Source organism: Pseudomonas sp. LBUM1672 (assembly GCF_059695655.1).
Window position 1 is genome coordinate 5986594 of record NZ_CP166781.1, and the last position, 17933, is coordinate 6004526.

At 60.7% G+C, this 17933-nt stretch carries 24 protein-coding genes; 17 read left to right on the top strand and 7 right to left on the bottom strand.

The window, feature by feature from the left end:
* Positions 1 to 100: 100 nt before the first annotated feature.
* From ACA053_RS27405 to ACA053_RS27425, 5 genes are all read left to right on the top strand, one after another.
* A complete protein-coding gene (locus ACA053_RS27405) occupies positions 101 to 673 on the top strand; it encodes a YqgE/AlgH family protein (protein ID WP_109635583.1) in 573 nt (190 codons plus the stop codon).
* Positions 673 to 1110 (top strand): Holliday junction resolvase RuvX, encoded by a 438-nt coding sequence (gene ruvX / locus ACA053_RS27410; RefSeq protein WP_005792259.1) that lies wholly within the window; start codon positions 673 to 675, stop codon positions 1108 to 1110. Before ACA053_RS27405 ends, ruvX begins: the two co-directional genes overlap by 1 nt.
* Positions 1111 to 1201: 91 nt before the next feature.
* On the top strand, positions 1202 to 1705 hold the full coding sequence (pyrR, locus tag ACA053_RS27415; protein WP_462029647.1) for a bifunctional pyr operon transcriptional regulator/uracil phosphoribosyltransferase PyrR: 504 nt from the start codon (positions 1202 to 1204) through the stop codon (positions 1703 to 1705).
* Between the two features lie 27 nt (positions 1706 to 1732).
* Entirely contained in the window at positions 1733 to 2737 is a 1005-nt protein-coding gene (locus tag ACA053_RS27420) for an aspartate carbamoyltransferase catalytic subunit (protein WP_007897943.1), read from the top strand.
* Positions 2734 to 4005, top strand: a complete 1272-nt coding sequence (locus tag ACA053_RS27425; RefSeq protein WP_497394108.1) for a dihydroorotase — start codon at positions 2734 to 2736, stop codon at positions 4003 to 4005. The genes ACA053_RS27420 and ACA053_RS27425 overlap by 4 nt, the downstream gene beginning before the upstream one ends.
* 94 nt (positions 4006 to 4099) lie before the next feature.
* On the opposite strand, the gene ACA053_RS27430 is transcribed toward ACA053_RS27425, so the two are convergent.
* Positions 4100 to 4531, bottom strand: a complete 432-nt coding sequence (locus tag ACA053_RS27430; RefSeq protein ID WP_497314272.1) for an NINE protein — start codon at positions 4529 to 4531, stop codon at positions 4100 to 4102.
* Positions 4532 to 4780: 249 nt separating this feature from the next.
* On the opposite strand from ACA053_RS27430, the gene ACA053_RS27435 reads away from it, so the two are divergent.
* Positions 4781 to 5398: a C40 family peptidase gene (locus ACA053_RS27435; protein ID WP_461956131.1), complete on the top strand. Its 618-nt coding sequence runs from the start codon at positions 4781 to 4783 to the stop codon at positions 5396 to 5398.
* Between the two features lie 134 nt (positions 5399 to 5532).
* Here the strand turns inward: ACA053_RS27435 and ACA053_RS27440 are convergent, their stop codons facing one another.
* On the bottom strand, positions 5533 to 6567 hold the full coding sequence (locus tag ACA053_RS27440; protein WP_131061131.1) for a type IV pilus twitching motility protein PilT: 1035 nt from the start codon (positions 6565 to 6567) through the stop codon (positions 5533 to 5535).
* Positions 6568 to 6623: 56 nt separating this feature from the next.
* On the opposite strand from ACA053_RS27440, the gene ACA053_RS27445 reads away from it, so the two are divergent.
* The 10 genes from ACA053_RS27445 to ACA053_RS27490 all read left to right on the top strand — a co-directional run bounded on the left by ACA053_RS27445 (position 6624) and on the right by ACA053_RS27490 (position 13622).
* Positions 6624 to 7310 (top strand): YggS family pyridoxal phosphate-dependent enzyme, encoded by a 687-nt coding sequence (locus ACA053_RS27445; RefSeq protein WP_497394109.1) that lies wholly within the window; start codon positions 6624 to 6626, stop codon positions 7308 to 7310.
* Between the two features lie 35 nt (positions 7311 to 7345).
* Positions 7346 to 8164: a pyrroline-5-carboxylate reductase gene (gene proC / locus ACA053_RS27450; RefSeq protein WP_497394110.1), complete on the top strand. Its 819-nt coding sequence runs from the start codon at positions 7346 to 7348 to the stop codon at positions 8162 to 8164.
* Between the two features lie 24 nt (positions 8165 to 8188).
* Positions 8189 to 8776 carry a YggT family protein gene (locus ACA053_RS27455; RefSeq protein ID WP_010466835.1) on the top strand — a complete coding sequence of 196 codons (588 nt, stop codon included), beginning with the start codon at positions 8189 to 8191 and terminating at the stop codon, positions 8774 to 8776.
* A complete protein-coding gene (locus tag ACA053_RS27460; protein ID WP_008007416.1) occupies positions 8776 to 9072 on the top strand; it encodes a DUF167 domain-containing protein in 297 nt (98 codons plus the stop codon). The genes ACA053_RS27455 and ACA053_RS27460 overlap by 1 nt, the downstream gene beginning before the upstream one ends.
* A 181-nt stretch (positions 9073 to 9253) precedes the next feature.
* Positions 9254 to 10393 carry a homoserine O-succinyltransferase MetX gene (metX, locus tag ACA053_RS27465; protein WP_109635598.1) on the top strand — a complete coding sequence of 380 codons (1140 nt, stop codon included), beginning with the start codon at positions 9254 to 9256 and terminating at the stop codon, positions 10391 to 10393.
* 7 nt (positions 10394 to 10400) lie between these two features.
* Positions 10401 to 11021: a methionine biosynthesis protein MetW gene (metW, locus tag ACA053_RS27470; protein WP_010466828.1), complete on the top strand. Its 621-nt coding sequence runs from the start codon at positions 10401 to 10403 to the stop codon at positions 11019 to 11021.
* Positions 11022 to 11046: 25 nt separating this feature from the next.
* Positions 11047 to 11481, top strand: a complete 435-nt coding sequence (locus tag ACA053_RS27475; RefSeq protein ID WP_109635600.1) for a DUF4426 domain-containing protein — start codon at positions 11047 to 11049, stop codon at positions 11479 to 11481.
* Complete coding sequence (rdgB, locus tag ACA053_RS27480; protein ID WP_109635601.1) at positions 11478 to 12074, top strand: RdgB/HAM1 family non-canonical purine NTP pyrophosphatase; 597 nt, start codon at positions 11478 to 11480, stop codon at positions 12072 to 12074. Before ACA053_RS27475 ends, rdgB begins: the two co-directional genes overlap by 4 nt.
* On the top strand, positions 12071 to 13276 hold the full coding sequence (hemW, locus tag ACA053_RS27485) for a radical SAM family heme chaperone HemW (protein ID WP_497394111.1): 1206 nt from the start codon (positions 12071 to 12073) through the stop codon (positions 13274 to 13276). Before rdgB ends, hemW begins: the two co-directional genes overlap by 4 nt.
* 22 nt (positions 13277 to 13298) lie before the next feature.
* Positions 13299 to 13622: a DUF3392 domain-containing protein gene (locus ACA053_RS27490; RefSeq protein ID WP_131061120.1), complete on the top strand. Its 324-nt coding sequence runs from the start codon at positions 13299 to 13301 to the stop codon at positions 13620 to 13622.
* Between the two features lie 129 nt (positions 13623 to 13751).
* Here ACA053_RS27490 and trmB read toward each other — a convergent pair whose 3' ends face one another.
* The 4 genes from trmB to ACA053_RS27510 form a co-directional block, all read right to left on the bottom strand.
* Positions 13752 to 14477, bottom strand: coding sequence for a tRNA (guanosine(46)-N7)-methyltransferase TrmB (gene trmB / locus ACA053_RS27495; RefSeq protein WP_497314282.1), 726 nt, complete (start codon positions 14475 to 14477; stop codon positions 13752 to 13754).
* 9 nt (positions 14478 to 14486) lie between these two features.
* Positions 14487 to 15281 carry a thiazole synthase gene (locus ACA053_RS27500; protein ID WP_008068101.1) on the bottom strand — a complete coding sequence of 265 codons (795 nt, stop codon included), beginning with the start codon at positions 15279 to 15281 and terminating at the stop codon, positions 14487 to 14489.
* A 60-nt stretch (positions 15282 to 15341) separates the two neighbouring features.
* Positions 15342 to 15542: a sulfur carrier protein ThiS gene (thiS, locus tag ACA053_RS27505; protein WP_007897898.1), complete on the bottom strand. Its 201-nt coding sequence runs from the start codon at positions 15540 to 15542 to the stop codon at positions 15342 to 15344.
* A gap of 90 nt (positions 15543 to 15632) precedes the next feature.
* Positions 15633 to 16004: a DUF423 domain-containing protein gene (locus ACA053_RS27510; protein WP_497394112.1), complete on the bottom strand. Its 372-nt coding sequence runs from the start codon at positions 16002 to 16004 to the stop codon at positions 15633 to 15635.
* Positions 16005 to 16078: 74 nt separating this feature from the next.
* On the opposite strand from ACA053_RS27510, the gene mtgA reads away from it, so the two are divergent.
* Positions 16079 to 16801, top strand: coding sequence for a monofunctional biosynthetic peptidoglycan transglycosylase (gene mtgA / locus ACA053_RS27515; protein WP_497314286.1), 723 nt, complete (start codon positions 16079 to 16081; stop codon positions 16799 to 16801).
* 188 nt (positions 16802 to 16989) lie between these two features.
* Here mtgA and rpoH read toward each other — a convergent pair whose 3' ends face one another.
* Complete coding sequence (gene rpoH, locus ACA053_RS27520; protein WP_007897890.1) at positions 16990 to 17844, bottom strand: RNA polymerase sigma factor RpoH; 855 nt, start codon at positions 17842 to 17844, stop codon at positions 16990 to 16992.
* Between the last annotated feature and the right edge of the window lie 89 nt (positions 17845 to 17933).

Sequence of the window (17933 nt, forward strand, 5' to 3'; positions counted from 1 at the left end):
AGGCCCTCAAGCAAAACCCGGATCAAAAGAACACCCGCCCAGGCAATTCCTGTGCATCCCCAGCTTGTCAGTTCGCCCCTCCAACGCCACACTAGCGCTCATGAAGAACGTCAGCCCCAGCTACCTCAAGCATCACTTCCTGATCGCCATGCCTCACATGGCCGACCCGAACTTTGCGCACACCTTGACCTACATCGTCGAGCACACGGCCAATGGTGCCATGGGGCTGGTGGTCAACCGCCCGCAAGACCTGAATCTGGCCGATATCCTCGAGCAATTGCGCCCCGACATCGAACCGCCCGTGCTCTGCCAGCATGTGCCGATCTTTATCGGCGGCCCGGTGCAAACCGATCGCGGCTTTGTCCTGCACCCCTCGGGCAAAACCTTCCAGGCAACCGTTGATCTGGAAGGCGAGCTTTCCTTGTCCACCTCCCAGGATGTGCTGTTCGCCATCGCTGACGGCGTCGGCCCGGCCAAAAGTGTGATCGCCCTCGGTTATGCCGGCTGGGAAGCCGGGCAGCTCGAAGCCGAACTGGCGCAGAACGCCTGGCTCACCTGCCCGTTCGACGCCGATATCCTGTTCAACACCAGCAGCGAACTGCGCCTGGAAGCGGCGGCCAAGCACCTCGGGGTCAATCTCAGCCTGCTGACCAGCCAGGCGGGCCACGCCTGATGGCCCTGCGACTGATTCTGGGTTTTGACTACGGCACCAAACAGATCGGCGTTGCGGTCGGCCAGGTAATTACCGGCCAGGCCCGCGAGCTGTGTACCTTGAAGGCACAAAACGGTATTCCCGACTGGAATCAGGTCGAAGCCCTCATTAAAGAGTGGAAACCCGACGCTGTAGTCGTCGGCCTGCCGCTGAACATGGACGGCACGCCAAGCGACATGTGCCTGCGCGCAGAGAAATTCGCCCGTCGCCTCAATGGCCGCTACAACCTGCCCTTCTATACCCACGACGAACGCCTGACCACCTTCGAAGCCAAGGGTGAACGGCGTGATCGTGGCGGACAAAAGGGCAGCTATCGCGACAACCCGGTCGACGCCATCGCCGCCGCCCTGCTGCTGCAAGGCTGGCTCGACGAAAACACCGCACTGTTCGAATCCTGAAGAGCCGTCACAGCGTCTCTCTTAGCTACAACCCGAGCCAAACCCCGCAGCCTTACTCAAAGGCAGGGCTCGGGCCCAAGAAGGAGCAACCATGAGCCTGCCCAATCCCGCCGAACTGATCAGCCAGATGGCGATCCGTCTCAAGGCACACCTGGAACACCGTGGCATCAGCGAACCGCGCTACATCGGTATTCGTACCGGCGGCGTCTGGGTCGCCCAGGCGTTGCTCGAAGAACTGGGCAGCGATTCGCCCCTCGGCACCCTGGACGTGTCCTTCTACCGCGACGATTTCAGCCAGAACGGCCTGCACCCGCAAGTGCGCCCGTCCGCCCTGCCGTTCGAAATCGAAGGCCAGCATCTGGTGCTGATCGACGACGTGCTGATGAGCGGTCGGACCATCCGCGCCGCCATGAACGAGCTGTTCGACTACGGCCGCCCGGCCAGCGTGACACTGGTGTGCCTGCTGGATCTGGATGCCGGTGAGCTGCCGATCCGCCCGAACGTGGTCGGCGCGACGCTGGAACTGGCCGCTCACGAGCGCGTGAAGCTGTCCGGCCCGGAGCTCAAGCTCGAACTGCAAGACCTCGCCCTTTAATTCGCCCTATTGAGAGTCCCCCTCGCGATGACGCCTCTAGAAACCAAGCGCCCGCTGCAGCTCAATGATCAGGGCCAGCTGCGACACTTCCTCTCGCTCGACGGTTTGCGCCGCGAGTTGCTGACGGAAATCCTCGACACCGCCGACTCGTTCCTCGAAGTCGGCGCCCGGGCGGTGAAGAAAGTCCCGTTGCTGCGCGGCAAGACCGTGTGCAACGTGTTCTTCGAGAACTCCACCCGCACCCGCACCACCTTCGAACTGGCGGCCCAGCGTCTGTCGGCCGACGTGATCACGTTGAACGTGTCGACATCGTCGGCGAGCAAGGGCGAAACCCTGCTCGACACCCTGCGCAACCTGGAGGCCATGGCCGCCGACATGTTCGTCGTGCGCCACGGTGATTCCGGCGCGGCACACTTCATCGCCGAACATGTCTGCCCGCAAGTGGCGATCATCAACGGTGGCGACGGCCGTCACGCGCACCCGACCCAAGGCATGCTCGACATGCTGACGATCCGTCGGCACAAGGGCGGTTTCGAAAACCTCTCGGTGGCCATCGTCGGCGACATCCTGCACTCGCGGGTCGCGCGCTCGAACATGCTCGCGCTGAAAACCCTCGGCTGCCCGGACATCCGCGTCATCGCACCCAAAACCCTGCTACCGATCGGCATCGAGCAATACGGCGTGAAGGTCTACACCGACATGACCGAAGGCCTGAAAGATGTCGACGTGGTGATCATGCTGCGCCTGCAACGTGAACGCATGACTGGCGGCCTGCTACCGAGCGAAGGTGAGTTCTACCGCCTGTTCGGCCTGACCACCGCGCGCCTGGCCGGGGCCAAGCCGGATTGCATCGTCATGCACCCGGGGCCGATCAACCGTGGGGTGGAGATTGAGTCGGCGGTGGCCGACGGTCCGCACTCGGTGATCCTCAACCAGGTGACCTACGGCATCGCGATTCGTATGGCCGTGTTGTCCATGGCCATGAGCGGGCAGACTGCCCAGCGCCAATTCGAGCAGGAGAACGCCCAGTGAAGCTCAGCATTCTCGGCGCCCGCGTCATCGATCCAGCCACTGGCCTGGATAAAGTGACCGACATTCATATTGAAGCCTGCAAGATCGTCGCTTTGGGCACCGCGCCAGCCGGTTTTGTGCCCGTCGACACCCTCGACGCCAAAGGCCTGGTGGCCGCCCCTGGCCTGGTTGACCTGAACGTCGCCCTGCGCGAGCCGGGTTACAGCCGCAAAGGCTCGATCGTCAGCGAAACCCGCGCAGCGGCTGCCGGCGGCGTCACCAGCCTGTGCTGCCCGCCGAAAACCAAGCCGGTGCTGGACACCTCGGCCGTGGCCGAACTGATCCTCGACCGCGCCCGCGAGGCCGGCAACACCAAGGTTTTCCCGATCGGCGCCCTGAGCAAAGGCCTGGACGGCGAACAGCTGGCGGAACTGGTCGCCTTGCGCGATGCCGGTTGCGTGGCGTTCGGCAACGGCCTGGAGAGCTTCCGCAATACCCGCACGCTGTGCCGGGCGCTGGAATACGCGGCGACCTTCGACCTGACGGTAATTTTCAATTCGCAGGACCATGACCTGGCTGAAGGTGGTTTGGCCCACGAAGGCCCGACTGCCAGTTTCCTCGGCTTGCCGGGCATTCCGGAAACCGCTGAAACCGTGGCGTTGGCCCGGGATCTGCTGCTGGTTGAGCAAAGCGGCGTGCGTGCACACTTCAGCCAGCTCACCAGCGCGCGCGGCGTGGCCCTGATCGCTCAGGCTCAGGCTCGTGGCTTGCCGGTGACCGCCGATGTGGCGCTGTATCAGCTGATCCTGACCGACGAAGCGCTGATCGACTTCAGCAGCCTCTACCACGTCCAGCCGCCGCTGCGCACCCGCGCCGACCGCGATGGCTTGCGTGCCGCAGTGAAGTCAGGCGTGGTTTCGGCCATCTCCAGCCATCACCAGCCGCACGAACGCGACGCCAAACTGGCACCGTTTGGCGCGACCGAGCCGGGTATCAGCAGTGTTGAACTGCTGCTGCCGCTGGCGATGACGCTGGTGGAGGATGGGTTGCTGGATCTGCCGACGTTGTTGGCGCGCTTGAGCACCGGGCCTGCCGAGGCGTTGCGCCTGCCGGCGGGTAAGTTAGCCGTGGGCGGACCGGCCGATATCGTGCTGTTTGATCCGGCGGCTTCGACCGTGGCCGGTGAGACCTGGTTGTCCAAGGGCGAGAACTGCCCGTTTATTGGGCATACCCTTCCGGGCGTCGTGCGCTACACCCTGGTGGATGGGCGCATTAGTCACCAGGCTTAACACTGAGTTGTCCCAATCGCTAGCAGGGCTAGCTCCCACACAGGATCTGTGAACAACACAAATCCCCTGTGGGAGCTAGCCTGCTAGCGATGGCTTACTGGAAAGTGCCGCGATTCTGAGCGTTGCGCACGGAAACCTGGTCATTCAGCGTCCAGAAGTCATACAAAACCCCCAGAAAGAACAACCCGCCCGTCACTAGGTACAGCAATCCGCTGATCCACTTCCCCTGATACATCCGGTGTACGCCGAATACCCCGAGAAACGTCAGCAGAATCCACGCCACGTTGTACTCGATAGGCCCGGGGGTAAAACGCAGGTCCGCTTCACGGTCCATCGCCGGGATCAGGAAGACGTCGATCAGCCAGCCAATGCCCAGCAAACCCAAAGTGAAAAACCAGATCGTCCCGGTCACCGGCTTGCCGTAATAGAAGCGGTGAGCCCCGGTAAAACCAAAAATCCACAGCAGGTAACCGATCACTTTGCTGTGCGTGTCGTGCTGCGGGCCGGCCTGTTGATAGGTGTTCATGAAGGACCTCGATTCACACGATAGATAAATATTCTTGAATTCTTTGTGACTTTTTTACAGGTTGCCGACGTATGGCAAATGTTAACGTGGGTTCCGTCAAAGCCTTATACCACCTGAGTTCTGTCCGACAATTGCGTCCATTTGCCGCTTATTTGGTTCCGTTGACCACAACTTGAATCGACCAACGGCCTCGGAAGGGCAAAAAACTCTGTTATAAAGTTGCGCGCTAACTTATATGAGCCTTGCCTAATGCGTCCATTTTTCAAGACATGGCTAACCATTTGCCTTTTGATGCCACTGGCCGCCCACGCCACCAATCGTGAGCAACGTCTTCCAAACGTTAATGGTTACACCCAAAAATCCCATGTTTCTGCTCCTTCGAGCAAAAACAAGAAATCCGAAAAACGTGCTCCACAGCTGGTCAGCAAAAGCAGCCTTGTTCCGCCGATGGCGACCAAGGAAAGCAGCAACGTGCTGAGTCGCGCCGTCAACGTCCTCGGTACACCTTACCGTTGGGGCGGCAGCAGCCCAAGTAAAGGGTTCGATTGCAGCGGCCTGGTGAAATACGCGTTCAACGACGCCACGTTCGACCTGCCGCGCACATCGAATGCCATGGCCAGCGGTCATGGCGAGAAAGTCGATCGCAAGGATCTGAAGCCGGGCGACCTGATTTTCTTCAACATCAAGAGCCGTCGGGTCAATCACGTTGCCATCTACCTGGGCAACGACCGCTTCATCCACGCACCGCGTCGTGGCAAGTCGGTGACCATCGACACCCTGAAGAAACCGTACTGGGAAAGCCACTACGTGGTTGCCAAGCGGGTTCTGCCGAAAGAGAAGAACACCCTTCAGGTAGTTCAGCGCTAATCTGCTGACACCTTCACGGCTTTTGTGGCGAGGGAGCTTGCTCCCGCTGGAGTGCGCAGCGCTCCCCGTTTTTAGGTCTGCTTCGCAGCCCAGCGGGAGCAAGCTCCCTCGCCACAGGTCCGCGTTTTCAACCCTCAGAAATTATCTGGCGACCGCGCCTTCTCCCGCGCATGCTCCCGGCTGATCAAGCCCTTGGTCACCAAGTCCTTCAAGCACATATCCAGCGTCTGCATCCCCAGATTGCCCCCGGTCTGAATCGACGAGTACATCTGCGCCACCTTGTCTTCGCGGATCAGGTTACGGATTGCCGACGTGCCGAGCATGATTTCGTGCGCCGCAATCCGCCCGCCACCGATCTTCTTGATCAAGGTCTGCGACACCACCGCCAGTAACGACTCGGACAGCATCGAACGCACCATCGACTTCTCGTCCCCCGGAAACACGTCCACCACCCGGTCGATGGTCTTGGCCGCCGACGTGGTGTGCAGCGTGCCGAATACCAAATGGCCAGTCTCGGCGGCGGTCAGCGCCAGGCGAATGGTCTCCAGATCACGCATCTCCCCCACCAGAATCACGTCCGGGTCTTCCCGCAGCGCCGAGCGCAGGGCCGTGGCGAAGCTGCGGGTGTCGCGATGGACTTCGCGCTGATTGATCAGGCATTTGCGCGATTCGTGGACGAACTCGATCGGGTCTTCGATGGTGAGGATGTGGTGATGGCGATGGTTGTTCAGGTAATCGATCATCGCCGCCAGGGTGGTGGACTTGCCGGAACCGGTGGGGCCGGTCACCAGCACCAGGCCGCGCGGGGCCTCGGTGATTTTGCGAAACACGTCGCCCATGCCGAGGTCGTCCATGCTCAGGACCTTCGACGGGATGGTCCGGAACACCGCGCCCGCCCCCCGGTTCTGGTTGAAGGCATTGACCCGGAAACGCGCCACACCGGGCACTTCAAAGGAAAAATCAGTTTCCAGGTGTTTCTCGAAGTCCACCCGCTGGGTGTCGTTCATGATGTCGTAGATCAGCTCGTGCACCTGTTTGTGGTCCAGGGCCGGCAGGTTGATGCGCCGCACATCGCCGTCAACGCGAATCATCGGTGGCAGTCCGGCAGACAGGTGCAGGTCGGATGCGCCCTGTTTAGCGCTGAAGGCCAGCAGCTCAGTGATATCCATAGCGCTCCTCAATTCCAGTAGAATGCCGCCAACCTTCAAACCGCCGGCGCCTCTTGATGTCCACGATAGCAGACAACATTCTTCAGGTTAGTTCGCGCATCCGCGCCGCCGCCCTTGCCGCCCACCGCGACGAGTACAGTGTTCAACTGCTGGCAGTGAGCAAGACCAAGCCTGCCGAGGCCGTGCGCGAAGCGTATGCCGCAGGCGTGAGCGATTTTGGCGAAAATTACTTGCAGGAAGCCCTGGGCAAACAGCTCGAATTGGCCGACCTGCCCTTGATCTGGCACTTCATCGGCCCCATTCAATCGAACAAGACTCGCGCTATCGCCGAGCACTTCGCCTGGGTGCATTCCGTGGATCGCTTGAAAATCGCACAACGTCTGTCCGAGCAACGTCCGGCCGATCTGCCTCCCTTGAACATTTGCATCCAGGTCAACGTCAGCGGTGAAGCCAGCAAATCCGGCTGCACCCCGGCCGACCTGCCGGCCCTGGCCAAGGCCATCAGCGAATTGCCGCGCATCACGTTGCGCGGGTTGATGGCGATCCCTGAGCCGACTGAAGATCGCGCCGCCCAGGATGCCGCTTTTGCTGCCGTGCAAAGCCTGCAAGCCAGCCTGAACCTGCCGCTCGACACACTTTCCATGGGCATGAGCCACGACCTCGAGTCGGCCATCGCCCAGGGCGCCACTTGGGTCCGCATCGGAACGGCCCTGTTTGGCGCTCGCGACTACGGTCAACCATGAACAATGGATGACGCCTCTCTTTATAAGGACCTGACATGAGCAAGACCCGTATTGCCTTTATCGGTGCCGGAAACATGGCTGCCAGCCTGATCGGCGGCCTGCGCGCCAAAGGCCTGGACGCCGCACAGATCCGCGCCAGCGATCCGGGCGCTGAAACCCGCGCCAAGGTGCAGGCCGAACACGGCGTTGAAGTTTTCGCCGACAACACCGATGCCATTCAAGACGCGGGCGTGGTCGTGCTGGCGGTCAAACCCCAGGCGATGAAAGCCGTGTGCGAAGCGATTCGCCCAAGCCTGAAACCGAATCAACTGGTGGTTTCGATTGCGGCCGGCATCACCTGCGCCAGCATGAACAACTGGCTTGGAGCCCAGCCGATCGTGCGCTGCATGCCCAACACCCCGGCGCTGTTGCGTCAGGGCGTAAGCGGTTTGTTTGCCACGGCCGAAGTGAATGCTGAACAACGCCAGCAAGCTGAAGAACTGTTGTCGGCCGTCGGCATTGCCCTGTGGCTGAACGAAGAGCAGCAACTGGACGCGGTCACCGCCGTCTCCGGCTCGGGCCCGGCGTACTTCTTCCTGCTGATCGAAGCCATGACCGCTGCCGGCGTGAAGCTCGGCCTGCCAGCGGACATCGCCGCCCAACTGACGGTGCAAACCGCATTGGGCGCCGCACACATGGCGGTTGCCAGCGATGTCGACGCGGCTGAATTGCGTCGTCGCGTGACCTCGCCTGCGGGCACCACGGAAGCAGCAATCAAATCGTTCCAGGCCGGCGGCTTCGAAGCGCTGGTCGAAAAAGCACTCGGCGCCGCTGCGCACCGCTCGGCCGAGATGGCTGAGCAACTTGGCCGTTAATCAGCTCTTACAAAGGAATCAATGATGCTTGGACTCAATGACGCTGCCATTTTCATCATCAAAACCCTGGGCAGCCTGTACCTGCTGATCGTACTGATGCGCTTCATCCTGCAACTGGTTCGGGCGAATTTCTACAACCCGCTCTGCCAGTTCATCGTGAAAGCCACTCAACCGCTGCTCAAGCCGCTGCGCCGGGTCATCCCGAGCATGTTCGGGCTGGACATGTCGTCATTGGTATTGGCGCTGATCATTCAGATGCTGCTGATTGCGGTGATCCTGCTGCTCAAAGGCTTCATGGTCGACTGGCTGTTCCTGGTGCCGTGGGCGCTGATCGCGCTCTTCTCGCTGTTTTTGAATATTATTTTCTGGGCGATGATCATCAGTGTGATTCTGTCCTGGGTCGCCCCGGGCAGCCACAATCCGGGTGCAGAGCTGGTCGCGCAGATTACTGAACCGGTACTCGCCCCGTTCCGTCGGATCATTCCGAACCTGGGCGGCCTCGATATCTCGCCGATCTTCGCGTTCATCGTGATCCAGTTGCTGCAAAGCTGGCTGATCCCGCGCCTTGCGAACTTCGCTCTCATGCCGATGGGGCTGCTCGGCCTGATCTGATGAGCTACTTTCGCTGGGACGGTGACGACCTGATTCTGGAGTGTCACCTGCAACCGGCAGCCCGCAGCGATGATTTCTGCGGGCTGCACGGCGATCGGCTGAAGATCCGCCTGACGGCACCACCGGTTGAAGGCAAGGCCAATGCGTATCTCATGGCGTTCCTGGCCAAGGCGTTTGGCGTGTCCAAGAGTCAGGTCAGTTTGATCAGCGGGGAGTTGAACCGGCAGAAACGGGTGCGGATCTGTTCGCCGAAGAAGCTGCCGGATTTGCCCGATCTGCTGCGTCCGGCAGGTTAACCGCGTCATCGTTCTTCGCGAGCAAGCCCGCTCCCACATTGGAACGCGTTCCCCTGTGGGAGCGGGCTTGCTCGCGAATGCCGCACCTCGGTCTAACCGAATGAAATCAGGCCCGCCCTTTGCTTGCCGCTAACCCCAGCGGTCTTTAGACTTACGCCTCATTTCAACGAGAGCAGGGTCGATGCCAACTGCCTTTCCCGCCGATTCTGTTGGTCTGGTGACGCCGCAAGTGGCGCACTTCAGTGAACCCCTGGCCTTGGCCTGCGGCCGTTCGCTTCCAGCTTATGACCTCATTTACGAAACCTACGGCACGCTGAACGCCACGGCGAGCAACGCCGTGCTGATCTGCCACGCCCTTTCCGGTCACCACCACGCTGCCGGCTTCCACAGCCCTGACGATCGCAAACCCGGTTGGTGGGACAGCTGCATCGGCCCCGGCAAGCCGATCGACACCAACAAGTTCTTCGTGGTCAGCCTGAACAACCTCGGCGGCTGCAACGGCTCCACTGGCCCGAGCAGCGTCAACCCGGAGACCGGCAAGCCGTTCGGCGCCGACTTCCCGGTGCTGACCGTGGAAGACTGGGTGCACAGCCAGGCGCGCCTGGCCGACCTGCTCGGCATCCGCCAATGGGCCGCCGTGATTGGCGGCAGTCTCGGCGGCATGCAGGCGATGCAGTGGAGCATCACTTACCCTGATCGCATTCGTCATTGCCTGGCCATCGCCTCGGCCCCCAAGCTGTCGGCGCAGAACATCGCCTTCAACGAAGTGGCGCGCCAGGCGATCCTCACCGACCCCGAATTCCACGGCGGTTCGTTCCAGGAGGCGGGCGTGATTCCCAAGCGCGGCTTGATGCTGGCGCGGATGGTCGGGCACATCACGTACCTGTCGGATGACTCCATGGGTGAGAAATTCGGCCGTGGCCTGAAGAGCGAAAAGCTCAACTACGACTTCCACAGTGTCGAGTTCCAGGTTGAAAGCTACCTGCGTTATCAGGGCGAAGAGTTCTCCGGGCGTTTCGATGCCAACACGTACCTGCTGATGACCAAGGCGCTGGACTACTTCGACCCGGCAGCTAACTTCGACGATGACCTGGCGAAGACCTTCGCCCATGCCCAGGCCAAGTTCTGCGTGATGTCGTTCACCACCGACTGGCGCTTCTCCCCTGCCCGCTCGCGGGAACTGGTGGACGCGCTGATGGCGGCGAAGAAAGACGTCTGTTACCTCGAGATCGATGCTCCGCAAGGCCACGACGCCTTCCTGATTCCGATCCCGCGCTACTTGCAGGCCTTCAGCAATTACATGAACCGCATTACGTTGTGAGAAAGCCATGAGAGCTGATCTGGAAATCATCCAGGAATGGATCCCCGCCGGCAGCCGCGTGCTCGACCTCGGTTGCGGCGATGGCGAATTGCTGACCTGGCTGCGCGATAACAAGCAAGTCACCGGCTATGGCCTGGAAAACGACCCGGACAACATCGCTGAGTGCGTGGCCAAGGGCATCAACGTCATCGAGCAGGACCTGGACAAGGGCCTGGGTAACTTTGCCAGTAACAGCTTCGACGTCGTGGTCATGACCCAGGCGCTGCAAGCCGTGCACTACCCGGACAGAATCCTCGACGAAATGCTGCGGGTCGGCCGCCAGTGCATCATCACCTTTCCGAATTTCGGTCACTGGCGTTGCCGCTGGTATCTGGCGAGCAAGGGCCGGATGCCGGTGTCCGAGTTCCTGCCGTACACCTGGTACAACACGCCGAACATCCACTTCTGCACCTTCGAAGACTTTGAAGCACTTTGTCGCGAACGTGAAGCGAAGGTCATTGATCGGCTTGCCGTGGATCAACAGCACCGCCACGGGTGGGCCAGTAAGCTATGGCCTAATCTATTAGGTGAAATCGGTATTTACCGCGTCAGCAGCCCAGGGCTGCAGGATCACAAGATTGCGGTCTGACCACGACATTCCAAGGAGAACGATCATGGGTCGTCTAGCGCTGTTTGTACTTACTGCCTGCCTGAGCGTCACCGCGATGGCCGCCGACGTCATCAAAGGTGATCGTCAGGAAAAGTTTGGCGATGTGACGGTGCATTACAACACCTTCAACTCCACCTTCCTGACACCCGATATCGCTAAAGCCGCTGAGCTCACCCGCAGCAAGAATCAAGGCGTGATCAACGTTTCGGTGATCAAGGACGGCAAGCCGCTGATAGCTCAAGTCAGTGGTACGGTCAAAGACCTGACCAGCCAAAGCGTGCCGCTGAAATTCAAACAGATCACCGAACAAGGCGCGATCTACTACATCGCTCAGTTCCCGGTCGATCAGCAGGAAGTCCGCACCTTTGAGATCAAGGTGCAGAGCGGCGACAAAACCAACACCATCAATTTCAACCAAGAGCTTTTCCCCGGCGAATGATCAACTTCACGCAACTCGTACTGGCCAGCCACAACGCCGGCAAACTCAAGGAACTCCAGGCCATGCTCGGTGCGTCGGTGCAACTGCGCTCGATCGGCGAGTTCAGCAGCGTCGAGCCTGAAGAAACCGGCCTGTCGTTCGTCGAAAACGCCATCCTCAAGGCCCGCAATGCCGCGCGCATCTCCGGTCTGCCGGCGCTGGCCGACGATTCCGGGCTGGCAGTGGATTTCCTTGGCGGTGCGCCGGGCATCTACTCGGCCCGTTACGCCGATGGCCAAGGCGATGCGGCGAACAACGCCAAACTGCTCGACGCCATGAAAGACGTGCCGGAAGCCGAGCGCGGCGCGCAGTTCGTCTGCGTGCTGGCGCTGGTGCGTCACGCCGACGATCCGTTGCCGATCCTCTGCGAAGGCCTGTGGCACGGACGCATCCTGCACGCCGCCAGCGGTGAACACGGGTTTGGCTACGACCCGCTGTTCTGGGTGCCGTCGCGCGATTGCTCCAGCGCCGAGCTGAGCCCGAGCGAGAAAAACCTCATCAGCCACCGCGCCCGTGCAATGGATCTGCTGCGCCAGCGTCTAGGCCTGTTATGACCCTTGAATCATCCGCATCACCGCTGATCTTCGGCGGTGCCGCCTCATCGCCTCGGACCGCGCTCCCCGTGCTGCCGCCCTTGGCGCTGTACATCCACATCCCGTGGTGTGTGCGCAAATGCCCTTATTGCGACTTCAACTCCCACACCGCCAGCCCGGTGCTGCCGGAGCAGGAGTACGTCGACGCGTTGCTGGCCGACCTCGATCAGGACCTGCATGCGGTTTACGGCCGTGAACTGAGCTCGATCTTCTTCGGCGGCGGCACGCCGAGCCTGTTCAGCGCCGAAGCCTTGGGCCGTTTGCTCAAAGGCGTCGAGCAGCGCATCCCGTTTGCCAGCGACATCGAAATCACCCTGGAAGCCAATCCGGGCACCTTCGAGCAAGAGAAATTCGTCGCCTACCGCGCGCTGGGCATCAATCGCCTGTCGATCGGCATTCAGAGTTTCCAGGAAGAGAAACTCAAGGCGTTGGGGCGAATTCACAACGGCGACGAAGCGGTTCGAGCCGCCGGCATGGCGCGTCAGGCCGGGTTCGATAATTTCAACCTGGACTTGATGCACGGCTTGCCGGATCAGTCGCTGGACGATGCGTTGAGCGACCTGCGCCAGGCCATCGCCCTGAAACCGACCCATCTTTCCTGGTATCAGCTGACGCTGGAGCCGAACACGGTGTTCTGGAACCAGCCACCGACGCTGCCGGAAGACGACACGTTGTGGGACATTCAGGAAGCCGGCCAGGCGCTGCTCGCCGAACACGGTTACGCGCAATACGAGGTCTCGGCCTATGCGCAACCCGGTCGCCCGGCGCGGCATAACCTTAATTACTGGAGCTTCGGCGACTTCATCGGCATCGGCGCCGGCGCCCACGGCAAGCTCAGCCATCCGGACGGGCGCATCCTGCGCACCTGGAAGACGCGCCTGCCGAAGGATTACCTGAACCCGGCGAAAAGCTTCAAGGCTGGCGAGAAAGCGCTGACCAACGAAGAGCTGCCGTTCGAGTTTTTGATGAATGCGTTGCGCCTGACTGAGGGCGTCGAGTCGCGGCTGTACCCGGAACGCACCGGGCTGAGCCTGGAAAGCCTCGCCGAAGGCCGCCGGGAAGCCGAACAAAGCGGCCTGTTGCAGGTCGAACCGTCACGTCTGGCGGCGACCGATCGCGGACAGCTGTTTCTCAATGACTTGCTGCAAACATTTCTGAGCTGATTTCAGCCTTAGGGGAAAACGAATGGATTTGATACTCGACCTGCTCGCCACCGTCTCTCGCTGGAGCCGCAGCAACCTGTCAGAGATTTCTCTGGCATTGGTGGGCTGCCTGCTAGTGCTGTTTGGCGCCGATATCAAAGGCTGGGTCGACCAACGCCTGGGCAGCATCGCCGGCGCGTTGCGCGTGCCGTTGCTCGCTCTGGTGTGCATGATCGGGAGCGGCGTGGCGCTGATCTACGCCACGCCATGGATCATCAAAGGCCTGAGCCAGTTTAACAACTACAGCCTGGCGCCGGTGTTGTTGGTGGTGCTGGTGCTGATCGGCGTAGTCGCCGACCGCCGCTGACTTTCGAACACACCACAAAAACTGTGGGAGCGGGCTTGCCCGCGATGAGGCCATAACATTCAACATCTATATTGACTGTCAGACCGTTATCGCGGGCAAGCCCGCTCCCACAGGTTTTTGTATTACCGTTTAGGACTGTTTTTCGAACTTCAGGTCCCACACGCCATGCCCAAGACGTTCGCCGCGGCGTTCGAACTTGGTGATCGGGCGTTCGGTCGGGCGCGGGACGCATTTGCCGTCTTCGGCCAGGTTGCGATAACCCGGCGCGACGTTCATCACTTCCAGCATGTACTCGGCATACGGCTCCCAGTCGGTGGCCATGTGCAGGATGCCGCCGACCTTCAACTTGCTGCGCACCAGTTCAGCGAAGGACGCCTGAACGATACGGCGCTTGTGGTGACGGCTCTTGTGCCATGGGTCCGGGAAAAACAGCATCAGGCGATCGAGGCTGTTGTCGGCGATGCAACGGTTGAGCACTTCGATCGCGTCGCAATCGTAGACCCGCAGGTTGGTCAGGCCCTGAGTCAGCACGCCATTGAGCAGCGCGCCCACACCCGGACGGTGCACTTCCACGCCAATGAAATCCTGTTCCGGCGAGGCTGCGGCCATTTCCAGCAGCGAATGGCCCATGCCGAAACCGATTTCCAGCGAACGCGGTGCCGAGCGACCGAATACCTGGTCGAAGTCCACCGGCGCGTCGGCCAATGGCAGCACGAACAGCGGCGTGCCCTGGTCCAGACCACGTTGCTGGCCTTCGGTCATGCGCCCGGCGCGCATCACAAAACTCTTGATGCGGCGATGTTGGCGCTCGTCGCCTTCTTCCGTCTGGATTGGCGTGTCGTTTGATTCAGTCATCAATGGCTCTTACTTGATCAGACCATCCAGCGGCGAGGAGGCGCTGGCATAGAGTTTTTTCGGCATGCGGCCGGCGAGGTAGGCCAGGCGGCCCGCGACGATCGCGTGTTTCATGGCTTCAGCCATCATGATCGGCTGCTGGGCGTGGGCGATGGCCGAGTTCATCAGCACCGCTTCGCAACCCAGCTCCATGGCGATGGTGGCGTCGGAAGCCGTACCGACACCGGCATCCACCAATACGGGAATCTTGGCTTCTTCGAGGATGATCTGCAGGTTGTACGGGTTGCAGATCCCCAGGCCCGTGCCGATCAGACCGGCCAGCGGCATCACTGCAATAACACCAATTTCCGCCAGTTGACGGGCAATGATCGGGTCATCGCTGGTGTAGACCATCACGTCGAAGCCTTCCTTGACCAGCACTTCGGCGGCCTTGAGGGTTTCGATCACGTTGGGGAACAGGGTTTTCTGGTCCGCCAGCACTTCCAGCTTCACCAGGTTGTGGCCACCGAGCAGCTCACGGGCCAGGCGGCAGGTGCGCACAGCCTCGGTCGCGTCGAAGCAACCGGCGGTGTTCGGCAGGAAGGTGTAGCGATCCGGCGACAGGACTTCGAGCAGGTTCGGTTCGCCCGGGTTCTGGCCGAGGTTGGTGCGGCGAACGGCGAAGGTCACGATCTCGGCACCCGAGGCTTCGATGGCCAGGCGGGTTTCTTCCATGTCGCGGTACTTGCCGGTGCCTACCAGCAAACGCGACTGGTAAGTACGACCGGCCAGGACGAAGGGCTTGTCGCTACGAACGATGCTCATGGGAAATCCTCTGTAGGGGTGAGGTTCTTGCAGAATTCTGTGCTCTTGCGGGCCGGGCGACTAGCCACCGCCGATGGCGTGGACGACTTCGACGCTGTCGCCGTCGTTCAGCGTGGTTTCCGCATGCTGGCTGCGCGGGACGATATCCAGATTGAGCTCGACCGCCACCCGGCGTCCGGTCAGTTCCAGACGGGTCAGCAGGGCCGCAACGGTTTCACCGTCGGGCAGTTCAAGGGATTCGCCGTTCAACTGAATGCGCATGCCGGAAGCCGCCATCATTTTTAGGGGCTGGCATTCTAGCCCGATCAGTCTTGGCGACCCAAGCCATTCGTCATGAAATGGACCGCCCGGTCAGCTCAACCGCCAGGCGGCAAGCCCCAGGCAGAACCAGCCAACCAGGAATGCCAGGCCGCCGAAGGGTGTGACGATCCCGAGCTTGCTGATGCCGGTCAGTGTCAGCAGGTACAGACTGCCGGAGAACAACAGGATGCCGATGGCAAACGAGACGCCAGCCCACGTCATCAAGCGCCCAGGAATCTGCGTGGCCAGAAATGCCACGCCCAGCAGGGCCAGGGTGTGCACCAATTGGTAGGTGACGCCGGTGTGGAAAATTGCCAGGTATTCAGGCGTCAGACGGTTTTTCAGGCCGTGGGCGGCGAACGCGCCAAGGGCAACGCCAGTGAAGCCGAAGAAAGCGGCCAGCATCATAAAGCCACGCAGCATGAAGAACTCCAGTCAGACTCGATCAACAGGGTCTGTATAATGGCCCGCTCAACGGGTTCGGCCAAGCCATCTCTATGCTGCGTATATTTTTGCGACGATTCACTAAGGCCCTGCTCTGGTTCGCGGGCGGCAGCGTATTGCTGGTGCTGATTTTTCGGGTAGTCCCACCTCCGGGAACGGCGTTGATGGTCGAGCGCAAGGTCGAATCCTGGTTCGACGGCGAGCCCATCGACCTGCAACGCACCTGGAAACCCTGGGATGAAATCTCTGACGACCTGAAAGTCGCAGTGATCGCGGGCGAGGATCAGAAATTCCCGGAGCATTGGGGTTTTGACTTTGGGGCGATCCAGAAAGCCTTGGCCCATAACGAGCTCGGCGGTTCGATTCGCGGTGCCAGCACCCTGAGCCAGCAGGTCTCGAAGAATCTGTTTTTGTGGTCCGGCCGCAGCTGGCTGCGTAAAGGCCTGGAGGCGTGGTTCACCGGGCTGATCGAAGTGCTCTGGCCCAAGCAGCGGATACTTGAGGTGTACCTGAACAGCGTCGAGTGGGATGACGGGGTGTTTGGCGCGGAAGCGGCGGCCCGGCATCACTTTGGCGTTGGTGCCAAGTCTCTTTCCCGGCAGCAGGCGAGCTTGCTGGCGGCAGTACTGCCTAACCCGCGGGTTTGGAGTGCAAGTCATCCAACCAACTATGTTGCGCGCAGGGCTGGGTGGATTCGTCAGCAGATGAGTCAGTTGGGGGGCGATAGCTATCTGGTTGGCATCAATGATTCGCGCCGGGCGCCTTGGTCCCAATAACACTGCAAATCCCCTGTGGGAGCGAGCCTGCTCGCGATAGCGGTAGATTATTCAACATCTGTACCGACTGACCTGACGCCATCGCGAGCAGGCTCGCTCCCACAGGGGCCGGCGCCAGCCGGATAAATGGGCACAAAAAAAACGCCCCGATCAATGATCGGGGCGTTTTTTATTGCCTGTTCGCTGCGTTAAGCGGCGATCGACAACTTGAGCTTGTTCATCGCGCTCTTCTCGAGCTGACGAATACGCTCGGCCGACACGTTGTACTTCTGCGCCAGGTCGTGCAGCGTCGCTTTTTCTTCTGCCAGCCAGCGCTGGTAGAGGATGTCACGACTGCGGTCGTCCAGCACTTCCAGCGCTTCGTGCAGGTTGTGGTTGGAGTTGTCGCTCCAATCGGCATCTTCCAGTTGACGGGCCGGGTCGTACCGGTGGTCTTCCAGATAGTTGGCCGGCGACTGGAAAGCACTGTCGTCGTCCGCTTCCGCGGCCGGGTCGAAGGCCATGTCATGGCCGGTCAGGCGACTTTCCATCTCGCGCACTTCCCGCGGCTCTACGCCGAGGCTTTCCGCCACACGGTGGACTTCCTCGTTGTTCAGCCACGCCAGGCGTTTCTTCTGGCTGCGCAGGTTGAAGAACAGCTTGCGCTGGGCCTTGGTGGTCGCGACTTTCACAATGCGCCAGTTGCGCAGGATGAACTCGTGAATTTCCGCCTTGATCCAGTGCACCGCGAACGAAACCAGACGCACACCCATTTCCGGGTTGAAGCGCTTAACGGCCTTCATCAGGCCGACGTTGCCTTCCTGGATCAGGTCAGCCTGAGCCAGGCCGTAGCCGGAATAGCTACGGGCGATATGTACGACAAAACGCAGGTGGGCGAGCACCATCTGCCGAGCCGCCCCCAAATCCTGCTCATAATAGAGACTCTCGGCCAGTTCACGCTCCTGCTCCGGCGTCAGCAATGGAATGCTGTTCACGGTGTGCACATAGGCCTCCAGGTTCGCACCCGGGACCAGAGCATATGCAGGTTGCAAAGAATTGGTCATACGAAAAAACCTCCGACTTACATAACTCGTGCAGTTCAGCACTGCGAAAATTGACCGGAAACCGAAAGACAAGTTCCCATAAACGCTGA